Below are 15,753 nucleotides of genomic sequence, written 5' to 3' on the forward strand. Positions count from 1 at the left end.
ATCAACCCTAGCGTCAGAGCCGTGAGATGACTGGTCATCAGCCGGACCGCCCTTGAACCTGACACCGGTGTCAAGGCGGACCCTCCCCGCATGACGACCACTACGACACATCCCGGGAACACCACCCGCTCCCTCCCCCTCCCCGCCCTCCTCGCGCTCGCCACCGCCGTCTTCGTCACCAGCCTCACCGAGACGCTCCCGGCGGGCCTGCTGCCCGCGATGAGCGCGGATCTCGGGGTGAGCGAGTCGGCGGCCGGACAGGCGGTGACCGTGTACGCGGCCGGTACGGCGCTCACCGCGATTCCGCTGTCCGCGGCGACGGCGGCCTGGCGGCGCAAGCGGCTGCTGCTCGCGGCGATGGCGGGCTTCGCCGTGGCCAACACGGTCACGGCCGTCTCGGGGCACTACGCCCTCACCATGGCGGCCCGGTTCGTCGCCGGTGTGGCCGCCGGGCTCGCCTGGGCGCTGCTCGCCGGTTACGCGCGGCGGCTCGTGCCCGGCCCGATGCAGGGCCGGGCGGTCGCCGTCGTGATGACCGGTGTGCCGGTGGCGCTGTCGGTCGGGGTGCCCGCGGGCGCGTACCTCGGCGGGGCGCTGGGCTGGCGGTGGGCGTTCGCGCTGATGACCGCGGTCGCCGTGGTGCTGCTGGGCTGGATCGCGCTGGGGGTGCCGGACCGGCCGGGCCAGGAGCGCGCCGGCCGGGTGCCGATGGCACGGGTGCTGTCGGTGCCCGGGGTGGTACCGGTCCTGTTCGTCACGCTGGTCTTCGTGCTGGCGCACACAGTGCTCTACGCGTACATCGCCACGTTCCTCGACGCGTTCGGCCTCGGCGACTCGACCGACCTGGTGCTGCTGGTGTTCGGCGGCGCCTCGCTGCTGAGCATCTGGATCGTGGGCGCGTTCATCGACCGGCGGCTGCGGGCCCTGACGGTCGCGAGCACGGTGCTGGTGGGCGCGGCGGCGGCGCTGCTGGCGGTGTTCGCCGACAGCCCGGCGCTGGTGTATGTCGCCGCCTCCTTGTGGGGGCTCGGCTGGGGTGGTGCGCCGACCCTGTTGCAGACCGCGGTGGCCGACGCGGGCGGCGAACAGGCCGACGCCGCCCAGGCCATGCTCGTCACCCTGTGGAACGCGGCGATGGCGGGCGGCGGCGCGGTCGGCGGCCTCCTGCTCGGTCTGTTCGGCGCGACCGCGTTCCCGTGGAGCGTACTGGCGCTGCTGGTGCCGGTGGTCGCCGTGGTGGCGGGGGCGCGCACGCACGGCTTTCCGGTCCTGCGGGCCGGAGCGTGACGGGTCGTAGGCGACTCGGCGCCGGTGGCATGGGCAACACGGACGTGGGCGCGATCGCCCGGGCCGGGACGGACACCTGCACCGACTTCACCGCCTTCGACGACCTGGCCGTCACCACCCGCCTCGGCCCCGTCGTCGCGGTCTCGCCCGAGGACGGCTCGACGGCGTGGATGCTCCCGGCCGACGGCCGGGTCCAGGGGTCCACCGACCCGGCCGTCCACGACACGACGCTGTACGCCGTGGACGGCGACGGCACGCGATGAGGTCGACCGAGCGGGCTCCCCTGAGGACCGCCCGCCGAGCCGTGGCCACACGCCTGCCCTCCGGCCGCGGCACCCGCCTGTACATGGCCGGAGGGGACGGGCTCATGGCCCTCGACCTCCCGGACCAGGGCCTGTCCGGCGTATCAGGTCACAGGGAAGCAGCGGTGCCTCATCAACGCCGCAGGCCGGCGTGCCGGCCCCCGCGTCTGCGACATGATCCGCCGGACAGGCCCTGGCGGCGGTCAGCCCCTGTTGGCCGCCTCGGGGATGCCGTAGGCCCGCTCCACCCTCAGCCGCAGCACCAGTCGCCGGTCACGGACCATCGCGGCCCGGTAGTCGGCCCAGTCGGGGTGTTCGCCCTGGACGTCACGGTAGAGGCGGATGAGCTCCTCCACGGTGTCGTCGTACGGGTCCTTCGCCACCGGTGTGAGCTCGGCCGTGCCCTCGGCGACCGTGTAGGCCCGCCGGTCGGGGCTGGTGACGTGGTACGAGGCCCGTGGATCGCGGCGCAGATTGCGGGTCTTGGCACGGTCGTCGGTGATCGACACCCGGATGACGCCCTCGTCCGGGTAGTAGGCGTGGCTGACGTTCGACAGCTGGGGCCGGCCGTCCCGCTTGAGGGTGATCAGCACCCCGCCGTGTCCGGTGCCGAGCAACTGGAGCAGCGCGTTCTGAGTCATGCACGGATCAACCCCGCCACCCCCCGCCCCCATTCCGGGTAGACAGTGTCTACGTCTCCTTGGTAGACACTGTCTATGCATGAATCCGAGACCGGGCTGCGGGCCCGGCTGGTCGACGTCGGAGTGGAGCTGGTGGCCCGGGAGGGCGTGCAAGCCCTGACCCTGCGGGAGATCGCCCGCCGGGCAGGCGTCTCGCACGGGGCGCCGCGCCGGTATTTCCCGACCCACCTGGAGCTGCTGTCGGCCATCGCTCGCCGCGGCTTCGGCGAGCTGGCCGAGCGCGCGGTGACGGCCGTCGGTGACGGCACGGCGAGGCCGCGCGCCCAGCTCACCGAACTCGCCGGCGCCTACCTGGCGTTCGCGCTGGAGAACCCCGGCATGTACGAGCTGATGTTCCGTCACGACCTGCTGGAGAGCGGCCATCTGGGCCTACGGGACACCAGCCTTCCGCTCTTCGGACGCCTGGTGGAGCTGGTCGGCCGGGTCCGTCCCGATGTGGACGCCCGGTCGGTCGCGGGCGCGTTGTGGGCGAATCTGCACGGGATCGCCCAGCTGTGGGGCTGGGGCAGCCTCCAACTGGCCACCGGCGCCGACGACTTCGTACCCCTGCTGCGGTCGGCCCTCGACGCGCACCTCGGTGAGGAGGGCGAGTGAAACCGGGGCTCGCGCTCGCGAGCAGCGTGGTCGGAGCCGTGATCGTCGCCCTGGACGGCACCGTCCTCACCATCGCCCAGCCCACCCTGCAAAGGGACTTGGGGGCGTCCTTCGCGCAGGTCCAGTGGACCAGCACCGGATATCTCATCGCCGTGGCCGGGCTGTTGGTGTTCGCCGGGCGGCTCGGCGACCGGTACGGGCATCGGCGGCTCTACGCGATCGGCATGCTCGGGTTCGGGGCGGCTTCGGCGGGTATCGGGCTGGCGCCGGGGATCGGGTGGGTGGTCGGACTGCGGGTCGTGCAGGGAGTGTTCGGGGCGCTGCTGCAACCCGCCACCCTCGGCATGCTGCGGGCCGCGTACCCGCCGGACCGGCTGCGGACGCCGATCGCGGTGCGGACCGCCGCCATCGGGGTGTCGGCCGCGGTGGGGCCGCTGGTGGGCGGGGTGCTGGTGGCCGGGCCGGGCTGGCGGGCGGTGTTCTTCCTCAACGTCGTACCGGCGCTGGTGTTCGGGCTGCTCGCCCTGGCCGGCCGGGAGCCGGTGCGGGCGGCGCCGGTGCGGCTGGACGTGCCGGGTGCCGTGCTGCTGGCGGTGACCCTGGGGTGCCTGGTCCATGCGCTGGTCTCTCTGCGGTGGCTGGCGCTGGCCGCCTCCGTGGTCGCCGGTGCGGCCTTCCTGCGCCATGAACGCCGTACCGCGAGCCCGCTTCTCCCGCGGGCCGTCGCCGGACCGGCGCTCGGTGTCCTGGTCGCCGCGTCGGCCGCGTTGTCGGGCACCTTGTTCGTGAGCACGTACACCCTCCAGTACACGCTCGGCCTCGACCCGCTCCAAAGCGCCCTGCGGTGCCTGCCGTTGGCCGTGCTGATGGTGGGCGCGGCGCCGCTGTGCGCGGTCCTGCTGCGCCGGGTGGGGGCCCGGCGTACGGCGGTGACCGCGATGGCGGTCCTCGCGGCGGGGGTTCTGACGCTGGACAGAGCTGCCGGCACGTTGGCGCTGTGCGCCGGATTCGCCCTGCTGGGCGCCGGGTTCGGCACCGTGATGGTGGCCGCCACCCATGTCGTCGTACGGCACAGTCCCGTCGAGTCGGCCGGGGTGGCGGGCGGGCTCCAGCAGACGGCGATGAACGTCGGGCCGGCGTTGGGAGTGGCCGTCGCGACCCTGCTCATGGGCCACGGGGCGTTGGTGGTGCTCGCCGTCGTGGCGGTGGCCGGGGCGGCGGCGAGCGGAGTGCTGCCGGGGCGTCCGGTGTCCGCCACTTCCGCCGATCATGGCCGGGCGCAGGGCCGTTCACCGGTTGCTGAGCGACGATGAGGTCTGAGGGCGCTGCGGCTGGGTATGCCGGACCGCACCTCGAACGAACGTATTCGGAGGAGAGCGATGGCACAGCTGCGGCAAGAGGTGGACCCGGGCGAGGTCGGGCTGGACGCGAAGGCGCTGGACCGCCTCGACCAGCACGTCGCCCACTACGTCGACGAGGGGCGCCTGCCGGGCTTCCTCGTGGCCGTCGCCCGCGGCGGCCGGGTCGCGCACCTCACCGCGCACGGCCGGCGCGACCTGGCGGCCGGGCTGCCCGTCACGCCCGACACCCTGTGGCGGATCTACTCCATGACCAAGCCGGTCACCTCGGTCGCCGCGCTGCTCCTGATGGAGGAGGGGAAGCTGTCGCTGGACGATCCGGTGGCCCGGTATGTACCCGCCTTCGCCGACATGCGGGTCCACGAGAGCGGCTCCGGCGCCGACGTCAGGACCCGCCCCGCCGCACAGCCCGTGCTCATCCGGCATCTGATGACCCACACCGCCGGTCTGACCTTCGCCTCCTACCGCTCCCACCCGGTCGACGCCCTCTACCGCGAGGCCGACCTGGAGTCGTCCGTGGTGCCGGGCTCGACGCTGGCCGAGACGGTCGACGTGTACGCGAGTCTGCCGCTCCAGTTCGAGCCGGGCACGCAGTGGAACTACTCCGTCGCCACCAATGTGCTGGGCCGGGTCATCGAGGTGGTGTCCGGGCAGCCGCTGGACGCGTTCTTCGCCCAGCGGATCTTCGGGCCGCTCGGGATGCCCGACGCCGGATTCCACGTGAGCGACGAACAGGCGGGCAGACTCGCCGAGTTGTACGGGGACACCGAGGACGGCCGCATCGAGCCGATCGCCGGTCTGCCGCTGTTCGGGCGCCCCCGGTTCCTGTCCGGCAGCGGCGGCATGGTGGCGTCCGCGTACGACTACCACCGGTTCATGGAGCTGCTGCGGTGTCGCGGCGAACTCGACGGCGTCCGTCTGCTGTCCCCCGCCACGGTGGACCTGATGACCTCGAACCAGCTGCCGGGCGGCGCCGATCTGCGCGCCTTCGGCAGCCGTCCCGCACATGACGAGCCCGGCAACGACGGGCTCGGCTTCGGCCTCGGTGTCTCCGTGGTGATCGACCCGGAGCGTACGAAGGCCCCGACGAGCCTGGGCATGTTCGGCTGGAGCGGGGTGGCGACGACGACGTTCTGGGTCGACCCGCGCCGTGATCTGACGGTGCAGTTCATGACGCAGGTCCGGCCCAAGGGCTCGCACGCGCTCTACCCCGAGCTGAAGCGGCTGGTGCACGAGGCCGTGACGAATTGATCAGGAATCCACCCGCAGCGTGAAGTCGACCCCTTCCAGGGCGAGTTCACGCAGCCACTGCTCCGACCGTGCCGCCGTCTCGGCGGCGCGGTTCAGGCCGGGCGGCAGGGAGCCGTCGAGGATGTGGCGGACGCCGAGGGCGAGGGTGCGGGAGACACAGCGGGCCATCGCGCTCTCCTCCTCGCCCCCCGTCAGGTCGAGCAGATAGCTGCCCGACCACGCCTGTCCCGAGGGACCGGCCACGTCCAGCGACACGGCGAGGACGACCCGGTCCCGGTCGGCGTCCGTCGTGGGGTAAGCGGCGGCCAGCTCCTGGGCCAGGGCGGCGATCCGGGCGTCGTCCCCCGCCTTGAGCTCCTCGAACACGGCGCCCCAGGCCTCCAGCCAGCCCTCCAGGCGCAGGGTGCCCCGCACGAAGGTCTGCGGCTTCCAGGCGGGCGGCATGCCGTACTGCTCGACGAAGGGCACGCTGTCCCGGTTCGGGTAGACCTCGAAGGTCTCGCCGTCCACGAGGTGCGGCCGGGTCGCCTCCCAGGGCCGCGCGGCGGTGGTCTCGGCCCCGTCCCTGAGGTAACGGGCGGGCGAGCGCAGGGCGTTGAGGACGCCGAGGGGCGCCCAGCTGAAGCGGTACCTGAAGTCGTTCGGCACCGCGGGGATGCCGCCGCAGTACGAGGTGAGGCGGTACGAGGCCGCCGTGCCGTCGCCGATCGCCTCCCGGCCGCGGGCGACGAGGCTGTGCGCGAAGAGGTGGTCGATGCCCGGGTCGAGGCCCGCCTCGGTGAGGACGACCAGCCCGGCCGCGGCAGCCTCGGGGACCTGTTCGAGGACCGCGTCCGACACATAGCTGGAGCAGGCGAAGTGGGCGCGCGAGGCGACGCAGACCGCGAGGATCCCGGCGTGTTCGGGCGCGGGCAGCATCGACACGACGACGTCCCCGGGCGCCAGGGCCGCCGTCAGCCTGTCCAGGGTGTAGGCGCGGGGCTCGGCGCGTCCGGCCAGGCCCAGCCGGTCGAGGGCCTCGGCCGCGCGTTCCTCGGTGCGGTGCCAGACGCGCACCCGGCCGGCGCTCTCGCACAGTTTCGCCAGTCCGCTGCCCGTGGACAGGCCGGTGCCGATCCAGTGGACGGTGCCGCTCGCGGGAACCAGGTCGACCAGGTCAGACATGCGGCAACTCCCCTTCCTCGATGCCGTGTTCCCGGCATGCCTGATGGAAACGGTCCAGCGCGCGCCCCCAGGTGCCGCCGGCCTCGAAGCCGAGGAGCAGGGGCAGCAGCGAGGCGGAGAAGTCCTCGCTGGCCTCCTTCGGCAGCAGCGACGGCAGGTTGTCGATGGCGATCAGGTCGAGCGGGGGCTCCTTGCGCAGCCGTCGTACCGGGTCGGTCCACTCGGTGGTGCGGTCGTAGACCGGCAGGACGTTGAGCGGCGAGCCGACGTCGCAGGTGACGTCGGAGAGGGTGCGCAGCCGGCGGGCGGGGTCGTCCAGGTCCTCCTCGCGGAGGAAGGGCGGGATCGGGGTGGTGGCGAGGACGCAGTTGACCATCAGGTCGTGGGCCAGGAGGGCCGGGCGGTCCAGGTCCCGGGTCTCGTCCAGGTCCCAGCAGGTGGGCTCGGCACCGGCCGCCCGCAGGGCCACGCCGGCGCCGCGTCCGCTGCGGCCCAGGGCACCGATCACCAGCGCGGTGAAGTCCGCGTCCCCGGCGGCGGGTCGGAGGGTCTCGTCCAGCTCCTCCTTGGAGGTGGGCGCGAGCGGCGCGGTGAGGCGGCCCCGGTGCTGGAGCACGGCGAGGGCGGCGCCCAGATATCCGGCCCAGTACCCGAAGGCGGCGAGGCGGCGCCCGGTGTCGTCGACCAGGTACTCCAGGTCGAGGAGCTCTCCTCCCCCGGCGGTGAACCGGCGCAGCAGCTCCGCGGCGCCCGGCTGCCCCTTGTAGGCGTGCCCGAAGAAGATGTGCCGGTGCGTCAACCGGCCCGGTGAGTCCGGGAGTTCCTTGAGGCCCAGGATCACGGCCGCCGCCGGCGCCGACTCCCACGACCTCGCGGGCGCGACCCGGGCGCCGACCGCCTCGTACTCCTCGACCGGGAAGATCCGCTGCGGGGACTCCTCGACGGTCAACGTCACCCCGCTCTCGACGAGCCGCCGGGCGTCGGACGGCACGATCGGGGTGCGTCGCTCGGTGGGACGGACCTCGTGGCGCAGCCACAGATGGAGCTCGGTCATACGCGGTTGGCCTCCGGGCGCGGGGCGTCGGCCGCGAACCGGCCGGCGTTCAACGGGCTGACGTCCACGAAGGGTACGCGGCCCAGGACCAGGTCACGGACCACCTCGCCGACGGCCGGGCCCTGGAGGAAACCGTGGCCGGAGAAGCCGGTGGCGTACAGGAAGCGGGAGACCGAAGTGGCCTCCCCGATCAGCGCGTTGTGGTCCGGGGTGATCTCGTACAGGCCCGCCCAGCCGCCGGTGCGGCGCAGGTCCAGGAGGGCCGGGGCGCGGTGTTCCATGGCGGCGGCCAGCCGGGGGATCCACCGGTCGTGGGTGTCGGTGGCGAAGCCGGGGCGTTCGTCGGGGTCGGACATGCCGAGGAGGAGGCCGGGGCCCTCGCGGTGGAAGTAGAGGGTGGTGCTGAAGTCGATGGTCATGGGCAGGCCCGGCGGCAGGCCCGGGACCGGTTCGGTGACGGCGATCTGGCGGCGCAGTGGCTCCACCGGAAGGTCGACGCCGGCCATCCGGCCGACGGCCCGTGACCAGGGTCCGGCCGCGCAGATCACCGTGCCGGTGGCGATCCGGCCGAGGGTCGTGGACACGGCGGTGATCCGGTCGCCGTGGAGCTCGATGCCGGTGACCTCGGTGCGGCGCAGGACACGGGCGCCGAGGGCACGGGCCGCGGAGGCGTAGCCGTGGACCACTGCCTCGGGGGTGCAGTGGCCGTCGTCGGGCGAGTAGGCGGCGGCGAGGAGGCCCTCGGTACGGATCAGCGGGGAGAGCCTGCGGGCCTCCTTCGGGGTGAGCATGCGGCTGGGCACGCCGAGCGCGTTCTGTAGCCGTACGCCCGCCTCGAAGGTGGCTACGTCCTCGGGGGTCGACAGCAGGAAGAGGTAGCCGACGCGGTGCAGTCCGATGTCGTACCCGATCTCCTCCCGGAACCGGCCGAACGCGGCCAGACTGCGCGCCCCGAGCTGCACGTTGAGCTCGTCGGAGAACTGGGCCCGCACCCCGCCCGCCGCCTTCGAGGTGGAACCGGAGGCCAGTTCGTCCCGCTCGACCAGTACGACGTCGCGGACACCGGCGGCGGCGAGGTGGTAGGCGATGCTCGTGCCCATCACCCCGCCGCCGATCACGACGGCTTGTGCCTGCATCCTCACGGGCGAGCCTCCCAGGGGCGACGGGATCGGTCGGTCCCCTCTTCCTGTCCGGACTCCGGTCCCCGTAATCAGGAGAGGTGGGCCACCGCGTCCAGGTGCGGAAGATGGTGGTCGAGGCGCTCCCGCTTGGTGCGCAGGTAGGTGATGTTGCTCTCGCACGGCTGGATCAGCAGCGGCACCGTCTCGGTGACCTCGATGCCGTGCCGTACCAGCGCCTCGCGCTTGTCGGGGTTGTTGGACATCAGCCGGACGCTGTTCACACCGAGGTCGTGCAGCATGCCGGCGGCGACGCCGTAGTCGCGGGCGTCCACCGGCAGGCCGAGGGCGAGGTTGGCCTCGACGGTGTCCAGGCCCTCCGCCTGTAGGGCCATGGCGCGCAGCTTGGCGAGCAGTCCGATGCCGCGGCCCTCGTGGCCCCTCAAGTAGACGACGATGCCGCTGCCTTCGGCGACGACGGCCCGCAGCGCCGAGTCGAGCTGCTCGCCGCACTCGCAGTGCCGGGAGCCGAAGGCGTCACCGGTGAGGCACTCGGAGTGCAGCCGCACGAGGACGTCGTCCGTGCCGATCTCGCCGTGTACGAGCGCCACTTGTTCGTCGCCGCGGTCGTGGTCGAGATAGCCGACCGCGCGGAATTTCCCGTACACGGTGGGCAGCGGGGCATTCACTATGCGTTCCACGCCGGTGCGCTGCGGGGACTTCTTGCCGAGGACACCAATTTTGTCTGTCATGATTCTCGAGTTCCTAAGCAGAGACGAAAGGCCGTGAAAGAATGAGTGATTCGCAAGCGCGGTCGGCGGCATACGGTCCGTTGCCGGCGGACACCACGGAAGACGTACGGACGCGGGGCGCGAATGTCTCACGACAGGTCGCGGTGCTGCCTGTGGGGAGCTTCGAACAGCACGGCCCGTACCTGCCGTTGGCGACCGACACCCTCGTCGCCTGTGCCATCGCCCGGGAGATCGCCGCGGCGTACCCGGTGCACCTCCTTCCGCCGGTGACGATCTCCTGCTCGCACGAGCACGCGGCCTGGGCGGGGACCGTCAGCATCTCCTCGGTGACCCTTCACTCGGTGATACGGGACATAGCGGCTTCGCTCCGCCGTTCGGGGGTGGAGGCCCTCGTCGTGGTCAACGGACACGGCGGAAACTACGTACTGGGCAACGTCGTTCAGGAATCCTCCTCCCGCGGAGAGCGCATGGCACTGTTCCCGACCGCGGAGGACTGGGAGTCGGCGCGCGAGCGGGCGGGGGTGGTCACGTCGCTGCTCACCGACATGCACGCGGGGGAAATCGAGACCTCCATCCTTCTGCACGCTCATCCCGAATTCGTCCGACCCGGCTATGAGACCTCCGATTTCGTCGCGGACGACCGTCGGCATCTGCTCACCCTCGGTATGTCCGCCTATACCGACTCGGGTGTCATCGGCCGTCCCTCGCTGGGTTCGGCGGAAAAGGGCAAAGCACTGCTGGAGAGCCTGGCGAATTCGTTCGGGCCGTATGTGGCGCTGCTCACCTCCGACGAGGATTCCTCGGGCTCCGGTGATTCGGTGCGCGGGTAACGGGCGAGCAGGACGAACACCCCCGGCAGGCTGGCCACGAGGCTGAGCACCCCGTACACGACGGCGACGGCCAGCCCGCTGCTCGCCCCGAGGCCGGCCGCGCCGAACGCCCAGGCGGTGACGCCCTCACGGGGCCCCCAGCCGCCGACGTTGAGCGGCAGCCCCATCGCGACCAGCGCGAGCACGGCAATGGGAAGCAGTTCGGCGACGGAGGCGGCGGACCCCGCGACGCGGGCGGCGAGCACGAACATCCCGACGTGCCCGGCGAGGACGACGAGGGACGACAGGGCGACCCCGGGCCCGTTCCGCCGCGAGAGCAGCCCTGCGCGGACCTCGTTCAGCGCCCGGCCGCACCGCACCGGCGCCCGGTTCATCCGCAGAGCGAGTACGACGGCCAGCGCACCCACCAGGGCGAACAGCAGCACCGGCGCGAGATCACGGGCCTGGTTCAGCACCGGCGACGGCATGGTCAGCAGCACGCCGGCGCCGACGACCGCCAACGCGAGCTGCCCCGCGACCCGTTCGAGGACGACGGCCCGCACACAGCGCCCGAGGTCCCGGGTGCTCTGCCCGTGCCGTACCGCCCGGTGGACGTCGCCGAGCACACCGCCGGGGAGCGCCGCGTTGAGGAAGAGGGCACGGTAGTAGGCGGCGACGGCGGGCCCGAGCGGCAGCCGGATCTTCAGGCCCCGGGCCACCAACTGCCAGCGCCAGGCGCTGAACACGGTCGTGACGACACCGATCCCGAGCGAGGCGACCAGGGACCCGCCGTCGATCCGCCGCAGCCCGTCCAGGAACACCCCGGTACCGAGCCGCCACAGCAGCACGGCGAGGATCAGGACACCGACGACACTGCCCACGTGGGTGCGTACGGCGGGCGACTTGAGACGGGCCAGGGCGGTACGCCACCGGGGGGTGCGGGGGGTAGCGGCTTCTGGGCCGGCGGCGGCTTCCGGGCGGACAGCGGCGACGATCACGCCGATACGGGAGCCGGAGACGGCGACGTCCGGTGGGGGGACGGCCTTGACAGGCGGGACGAGGACGAGGCCGGCGGTGTGGGGAGTGGTACCGGTGGGGACGTGCGCCTCGGCAGCCTCCGCCGCCTCCGCAGAAACGTCCCTTCCTGTCACCTCCACCGGCCGGGTCCGCGCCCGCGCCCCGGCACGCCGCCCTTCGCGCTCGCCCGAAGGCCTGCGCACCACATACGCCCGTACCGTCTCCACGCTCATGCCGCCCCGCCCGTCGGCCGGGACAGCGCCAGCAGGTCGGTGTGGTGGACGAGGACGGTCAACTCGCCCGCCTCGCACGCCTCCAGCCGGTCGCGGAGATAGCGGTCGGCCGGCTCCTTCAGCTCCGGGCGCTGCTCCACGGCCGCGCCCACCCAGCCGCGCAGCCACTGCGCGGTGAGCGCGGCCTCGCCGGGGCCGAGCCGCCAGGGGCTGGGGTTCAGCCGTACCGTCGCGCCGCGTTCGGAGAAGGCCTCGCAGGCCGCGGTGACCGAGTCCGGGCCGAGGAGCCCGGAGCGTCGCTGGTGGGTGTTGAACGCCTCCATGATCTCCGCGTCCATCGGGTGGGACGGGGTGAGGTCGACGCGGCCGGCCACCGACAGGGTGAGCAGCGCCGGGCAGCCGGCCCCGGTGCAGGCCTCGGCGAGGGTGTCGATCTCCTCGCGGGTGAGGACGTCGAGGAGCGCGGAGGCGGTCACCAGGGAGGCGCCGGAGAGGGAGTCCGAGGTGAGCCGGGCGACATCGCCGCGGCGCGTCTCGACCGTGACCCGGCTGCCGTCGGCGGCGACGCGCGGGGAGGCCACGGCGGCGAAGTGCAGGAGATAGGGGTCGCGGTCGTGCAGGATCCAGTGCTGGGGGCCGTCGAGACGCGGGGCGAGCCAGCGGCCCATCGAGCCGGTACCGCAGCCCAGGTCGTGGATGACCAGACCGGCCTTGCCGGGCAGGTTCGCCAGCCGGATCCGCAGCGGGTCCAGCAGATCGTGCGCCCGCGCGGAGGCGTCGGCCGGCTCGCGCAGCTCCAGCCACTCGGGCGCGTACCGCGGCTGCTCCTCGGGCCCGTCCTCACGCAGCCGCACGGTGGGGCGCTCTCCCGGGCGTACGGCGGCGGGGCCCGCGCCGGGGATCACGGAGTCCGCGGAGGGGTCGGAAGCCGGGGACATCGGGGGCATGAGAGCCACCTCCGCACTCGCGCCTGTCGGGGGCAAGGGGGACACGGCCGCATTTCCGCCCACCGCAGCCAAGGGGGACACCGGCGCATTTCCGCCCACCGCAGGCACGGGAGACACCGCCGCACTTGCGCCCACCGCAGGCACGGCAGACACCACCGCACTTCCACCCACCGCAGGCACGGCAGACACCGCCGCACTTGCGCCCACCGCAGGCACGGCAGACACCACCGCACTTCCACCCACCGCAGGCACGGCAGACACCACCGCACTTCCGCCCACCGCAGGCTGGGAGGACACGTCCGCCCTCGCCCCCGCCGCCGGCAGGGAGGACACGTCCGCGTCGGTGCCCGTCGCCGCGGCCCGCGGCCCCGGCTGGGCCGGGATCCTGCCGCCGCGCTCCGTGGTAGCCGTCTTCCTCATGCCGCCCTCCTGGGTTCGTTCGGCAGTCGGCCCAGTACTCCGGCCAGGCTGCGGGCCGTGGTCGCCCAGCCGTCCAGGGCGGCCCGTCGGCCCCGGGCAGCGGCCTTCAGCCGGCGTCGTACGTCCGCCTCGTTGAACCAGCCGCGCAGTTCCGCGGCGAGGGCGGCGGGGTCCTCCGGCGGGACGAGGATGCCGGGCACTCCCCCGTCGGGGGCGCGTCCGACCGCCTCGGGGAGGCCGCCGACGTCGGTCGCGAGGACCGGGATGCCGCGGGCGAGGGCCTCGGTGACCGCCATGCCGTAGGTCTCGGCGTAGGAGGTGAGGACCATCAGGTCGGCGGCGGCGTAGCTGGCGTCCAGCTGGGCGCCGGCCTGCGGTCCCGCCAGTTCCAGCCGGTGCTCCAGGCCGTACTTGGCGATCAGGGACCGGAGTTGGCCGACGTACTCGGGGTCCTGGCCGAGGCCGCCGACGCAGACGCAGCTCCACGGCAGGTCCCGTACCGTCGCGAGCGCCTCGACCAGCCGGTGCTGGCCCTTGCGGGGCGTCACCGCGGCGACGCACAACAGGCGGGAGACGCCGTCGGTTCCGGAGGCGAGCGGGGCGATGTCGGCGCCGGGGGCGGCGACATGGACGCGGTCGGGGGCCAGGCCGTGGTGGGAGACGAGGCGGCGGACCGCCCAGTCGCTGGTGGCGATGACCGCGGGCACGGCACGCAGTACGGCACGCTCCTTGGCGTCCAGCTCGGCGGCCACCAAGGGATCCAGGCCGGTCTCGTCGCCGAGCGGAAGGTGGACGAGGACGGCGAGCCGCAGGCGTTCCGCCTCGGGGACGACGATCTCGGGGACACCGCAGGCGACCAGCCCGTCCAGCAGGACGACCGTGTCGTCCGGGAACTCCCTCAGGGTGCGGGCGAGTTCGGCGCGGGCGGCGGCACCCGGGCGGGGCCACTCGCCGTCCACGGCGTGCTTGTGGACCTGCCAGCCGAAGCCGGGCAGGTCCAGACTCACCCGCCGGTCATAGGCGTTGCCGCCGCTGGGGGTCGCCGGGTCGTCGACACCGCCCGGCAGGACGAAGTGCACGGAGCGCAGGGACATGGGGATGATGTCGGCGTTCTTGAGGGCGGAGTGCTGCACGGGAACGTAACCGAGCGACGGTGTCGCGGTCTTCTCCAGGGTCACGTCGGTCACAGCGCACGCTCGTAACTCGCCCATGCGACATGCGACTCGTGGAGCGTGACGCCGATGGCGGCGATACCCCGGGCCCCTTCGCCGAGCGCGCCCTTCTCGATGCGCTCGGCGAGCCGGTCGGCGATGACCTTGGCGAGGAACTCCGTCGAGGTGTTGATCCCGGCGAAGTCGGGCTCGTTGTCGAGGTTTCGGTAGTTCAGCTCGGCGACGACGGCGCCGAGCTCCTGGGTGGCCAGTCCGATGTCGACGACGATGTTGTCGTCGTCCAGCTGTTCCCGGCGGAAGGTGGCGTCCACGAGGAACGTCGCTCCGTGCAGGCGCTGTGCGGGTCCGAAGACCTCGCCGCGGAAGCTGTGGGCGATCATGATGTGATCGCGGACGGTGACACTGAACAACGGACGACCCTCCAGGTGCGGCGCGTCTGATCCCTTCGGCCTGATCGCCGCCGGGATGCCGTGTAGTACGGCTCTTCGCTTCCCCGTGTTCAGCCCTCTCTCACTCTTTTCTCAGGTCAGGCGCTCTTGTCGTACCTGACGCGGTGACAAAGGGCCGGAATCTCCCCCGCCGCGAGTTTCGGCATCACAACCGGCAACTCCTCGAACACGCTTTCCCCCGTGATGAGCGCGTCGAGTGACGGGTCGGCGAGCAGTTCGAGGGCGAGGGCGAGCCGGTCGGCGTAGGTGCGGCTGGCGCGGCGGGCCGGAGAGACGGTGCCGACCTGGCTGGAGCGGATGACGAGGCGACGCGAGTGGAAGGCCTCGCCGAGCGGGAGGCTGACCTGCCGGTCGCCGTACCAGCTCAGTTCGAGGACGGTGCCCTCGGCGGTGAGGAGTTCGAGCGCGCGGGTCAGCCCCTGCTCGGTGGCGCTGGCGTGCACGACGAGGTCGCACTCCCCGAGCGCGTCCGCCGGCAGCGCGAAGTCGACGCCGAGCGCCTCCGCGGTCCTGGCCCGGGCGGGATCGGCGTCGACCAACTGGACCCTGACGCCCGGGAAGCGGGCGAGCAGCGCGGCCACCGAGCAGCCGACCATCCCGCCGCCGACGACCGCGATCCGGTCACCGACCAAGGGCGCCGCGTCCCAGAGGGCGTTGACGGCGGTCTCCAGGGTGCCGGCGAGGACGGCCCGCTCGGCGGGCACGGAGTCCGGTACGACGGTGACGGCGGCGGCCGGAACGACGTACCGCGTCTGGTGCGGATAGAGGCAGAAGACCGTGCGCCCCACCAGCTCGGCCGGGCCCTCCTCCACCTCCCCGACACTGAGGTAGCCGTACTTCACGGGGGCGGGGAACTCACCCTCCTGGAAGGGTGCGCGCATGGCCGCGTGCTGGCTGGCGGGGACGCCGCCGCGGAAGACCAGGGTCTCGGTGCCGCGGCTGACGCCGGACCACAGGGCGCGCACCAGCACCTCGTCCTCGGCGGGGGCCGGAAGGGTGATCTCCCGTATCTCGCCGTCACCCGGGCTGTTGAGCCAGAACGCCCTCGCGGTGCGGTTCATCGGCATCCTCCTGAACGATCGGGAAGCAGTTCACGTACCGAGGTGTGCACAGGTCGCGCACAGT

General features: G+C 72.8%; 15 protein-coding genes and 1 pseudogene. 6 read left to right on the plus strand and 10 right to left on the minus strand.

The features are described from left to right. The first annotated feature begins 90 nt into the window (after positions 1-90). Together OG866_RS07395 and OG866_RS07400 are read left to right on the plus strand one after the other, a co-directional pair. Positions 91-1,287, plus strand: a complete 1,197-nt coding sequence (locus tag OG866_RS07395; RefSeq protein WP_329332635.1) for an MFS transporter — start codon at positions 91-93, stop codon at positions 1,285-1,287. Positions 1,288-1,316: 29 nt separating this feature from the next. Next, the gene (locus tag OG866_RS07400) at positions 1,317-1,550 is read left to right on the plus strand and encodes a hypothetical protein (protein WP_329332636.1); all 234 of its coding nucleotides are present in this window, start codon (positions 1,317-1,319) and stop codon (positions 1,548-1,550) included. Positions 1,551-1,792: 242 nt separating this feature from the next. Here the strand turns inward: OG866_RS07400 and OG866_RS07405 are convergent, their stop codons facing one another. Beyond that, on the minus strand, positions 1,793-2,230 hold the full coding sequence (locus tag OG866_RS07405) for a PPOX class F420-dependent oxidoreductase (protein ID WP_329332637.1): 438 nt from the start codon (positions 2,228-2,230) through the stop codon (positions 1,793-1,795). A gap of 75 nt (positions 2,231-2,305) precedes the next feature. Here OG866_RS07405 and OG866_RS07410 point away from each other — a divergent pair, with 75 nt between their 5' ends. The 3 genes from OG866_RS07410 (at position 2,306) to OG866_RS07420 (ending at position 5,493) form a co-directional block, all read left to right on the plus strand. Then, complete coding sequence (locus tag OG866_RS07410; RefSeq protein ID WP_329332638.1) at positions 2,306-2,884, plus strand: TetR/AcrR family transcriptional regulator; 579 nt, start codon at positions 2,306-2,308, stop codon at positions 2,882-2,884. After that, a complete protein-coding gene (locus OG866_RS07415) occupies positions 2,881-4,197 on the plus strand; it encodes an MFS transporter (protein WP_329332639.1) in 1,317 nt (438 codons plus the stop codon). Before OG866_RS07410 ends, OG866_RS07415 begins: the two co-directional genes overlap by 4 nt. A gap of 66 nt (positions 4,198-4,263) precedes the next feature. Beyond that, positions 4,264-5,493, plus strand: coding sequence for a serine hydrolase domain-containing protein (locus tag OG866_RS07420; protein ID WP_329332640.1), 1,230 nt, complete (start codon positions 4,264-4,266; stop codon positions 5,491-5,493). On the opposite strand, the gene OG866_RS07425 is transcribed toward OG866_RS07420, so the two are convergent. From OG866_RS07425 to ribA, 4 genes are all read right to left on the minus strand, one after another. Continuing rightward, positions 5,494-6,648, minus strand: coding sequence for a saccharopine dehydrogenase family protein (locus OG866_RS07425; RefSeq protein ID WP_329343972.1), 1,155 nt, complete (start codon positions 6,646-6,648; stop codon positions 5,494-5,496). Position 6,649: 1 nt separating this feature from the next. After that, complete coding sequence (locus OG866_RS07430) at positions 6,650-7,711, minus strand: saccharopine dehydrogenase (RefSeq protein ID WP_329332641.1); 1,062 nt, start codon at positions 7,709-7,711, stop codon at positions 6,650-6,652. Next, positions 7,708-8,847, minus strand: a complete 1,140-nt coding sequence (locus tag OG866_RS07435; protein ID WP_329343974.1) for an NAD(P)/FAD-dependent oxidoreductase — start codon at positions 8,845-8,847, stop codon at positions 7,708-7,710. The genes OG866_RS07430 and OG866_RS07435 overlap by 4 nt, the downstream gene beginning before the upstream one ends. Positions 8,848-8,921: 74 nt before the next feature. Next, positions 8,922-9,581, minus strand: coding sequence for a GTP cyclohydrolase II (gene ribA, locus OG866_RS07440; protein WP_329332642.1), 660 nt, complete (start codon positions 9,579-9,581; stop codon positions 8,922-8,924). Between the two features lie 41 nt (positions 9,582-9,622). Between ribA and OG866_RS07445 the strand changes: the two genes are divergently transcribed. Beyond that, a complete protein-coding gene (locus OG866_RS07445) occupies positions 9,623-10,411 on the plus strand; it encodes a creatininase family protein (RefSeq protein ID WP_329332643.1) in 789 nt (262 codons plus the stop codon). 32 nt (positions 10,412-10,443) lie between these two features. On the opposite strand, the pseudogene OG866_RS07450 reads toward OG866_RS07445, so the two are convergent. From OG866_RS07450 to OG866_RS07470, 5 genes and pseudogenes are all read right to left on the minus strand, one after another. After that, positions 10,444-11,640: pseudogene (locus OG866_RS07450) on the minus strand (lysylphosphatidylglycerol synthase transmembrane domain-containing protein); the annotation flags it as partial. Further along, complete coding sequence (locus tag OG866_RS07455) at positions 11,637-12,587, minus strand: class I SAM-dependent methyltransferase (protein ID WP_329332644.1); 951 nt, start codon at positions 12,585-12,587, stop codon at positions 11,637-11,639. The pseudogene OG866_RS07450 and the gene OG866_RS07455, both read right to left, overlap by 4 nt. A gap of 416 nt (positions 12,588-13,003) precedes the next feature. Then, positions 13,004-14,218, minus strand: coding sequence for a glycosyltransferase family 4 protein (locus tag OG866_RS07460; RefSeq protein WP_443063502.1), 1,215 nt, complete (start codon positions 14,216-14,218; stop codon positions 13,004-13,006). Continuing rightward, positions 14,191-14,589 carry a 6-pyruvoyl trahydropterin synthase family protein gene (locus OG866_RS07465; RefSeq protein ID WP_079309409.1) on the minus strand — a complete coding sequence of 133 codons (399 nt, stop codon included), beginning with the start codon at positions 14,587-14,589 and terminating at the stop codon, positions 14,191-14,193. Before OG866_RS07465 ends, OG866_RS07460 begins: the two co-directional genes overlap by 28 nt. 116 nt (positions 14,590-14,705) lie before the next feature. After that, on the minus strand, positions 14,706-15,689 hold the full coding sequence (locus tag OG866_RS07470; RefSeq protein WP_329332646.1) for a zinc-dependent alcohol dehydrogenase: 984 nt from the start codon (positions 15,687-15,689) through the stop codon (positions 14,706-14,708). Positions 15,690-15,753 lie beyond the last annotated feature (64 nt).

It is taken from the genome of Streptomyces sp. NBC_00663, assembly GCF_036226885.1.
In the GTDB taxonomy this organism is placed as follows: domain Bacteria; phylum Actinomycetota; class Actinomycetes; order Streptomycetales; family Streptomycetaceae; genus Streptomyces.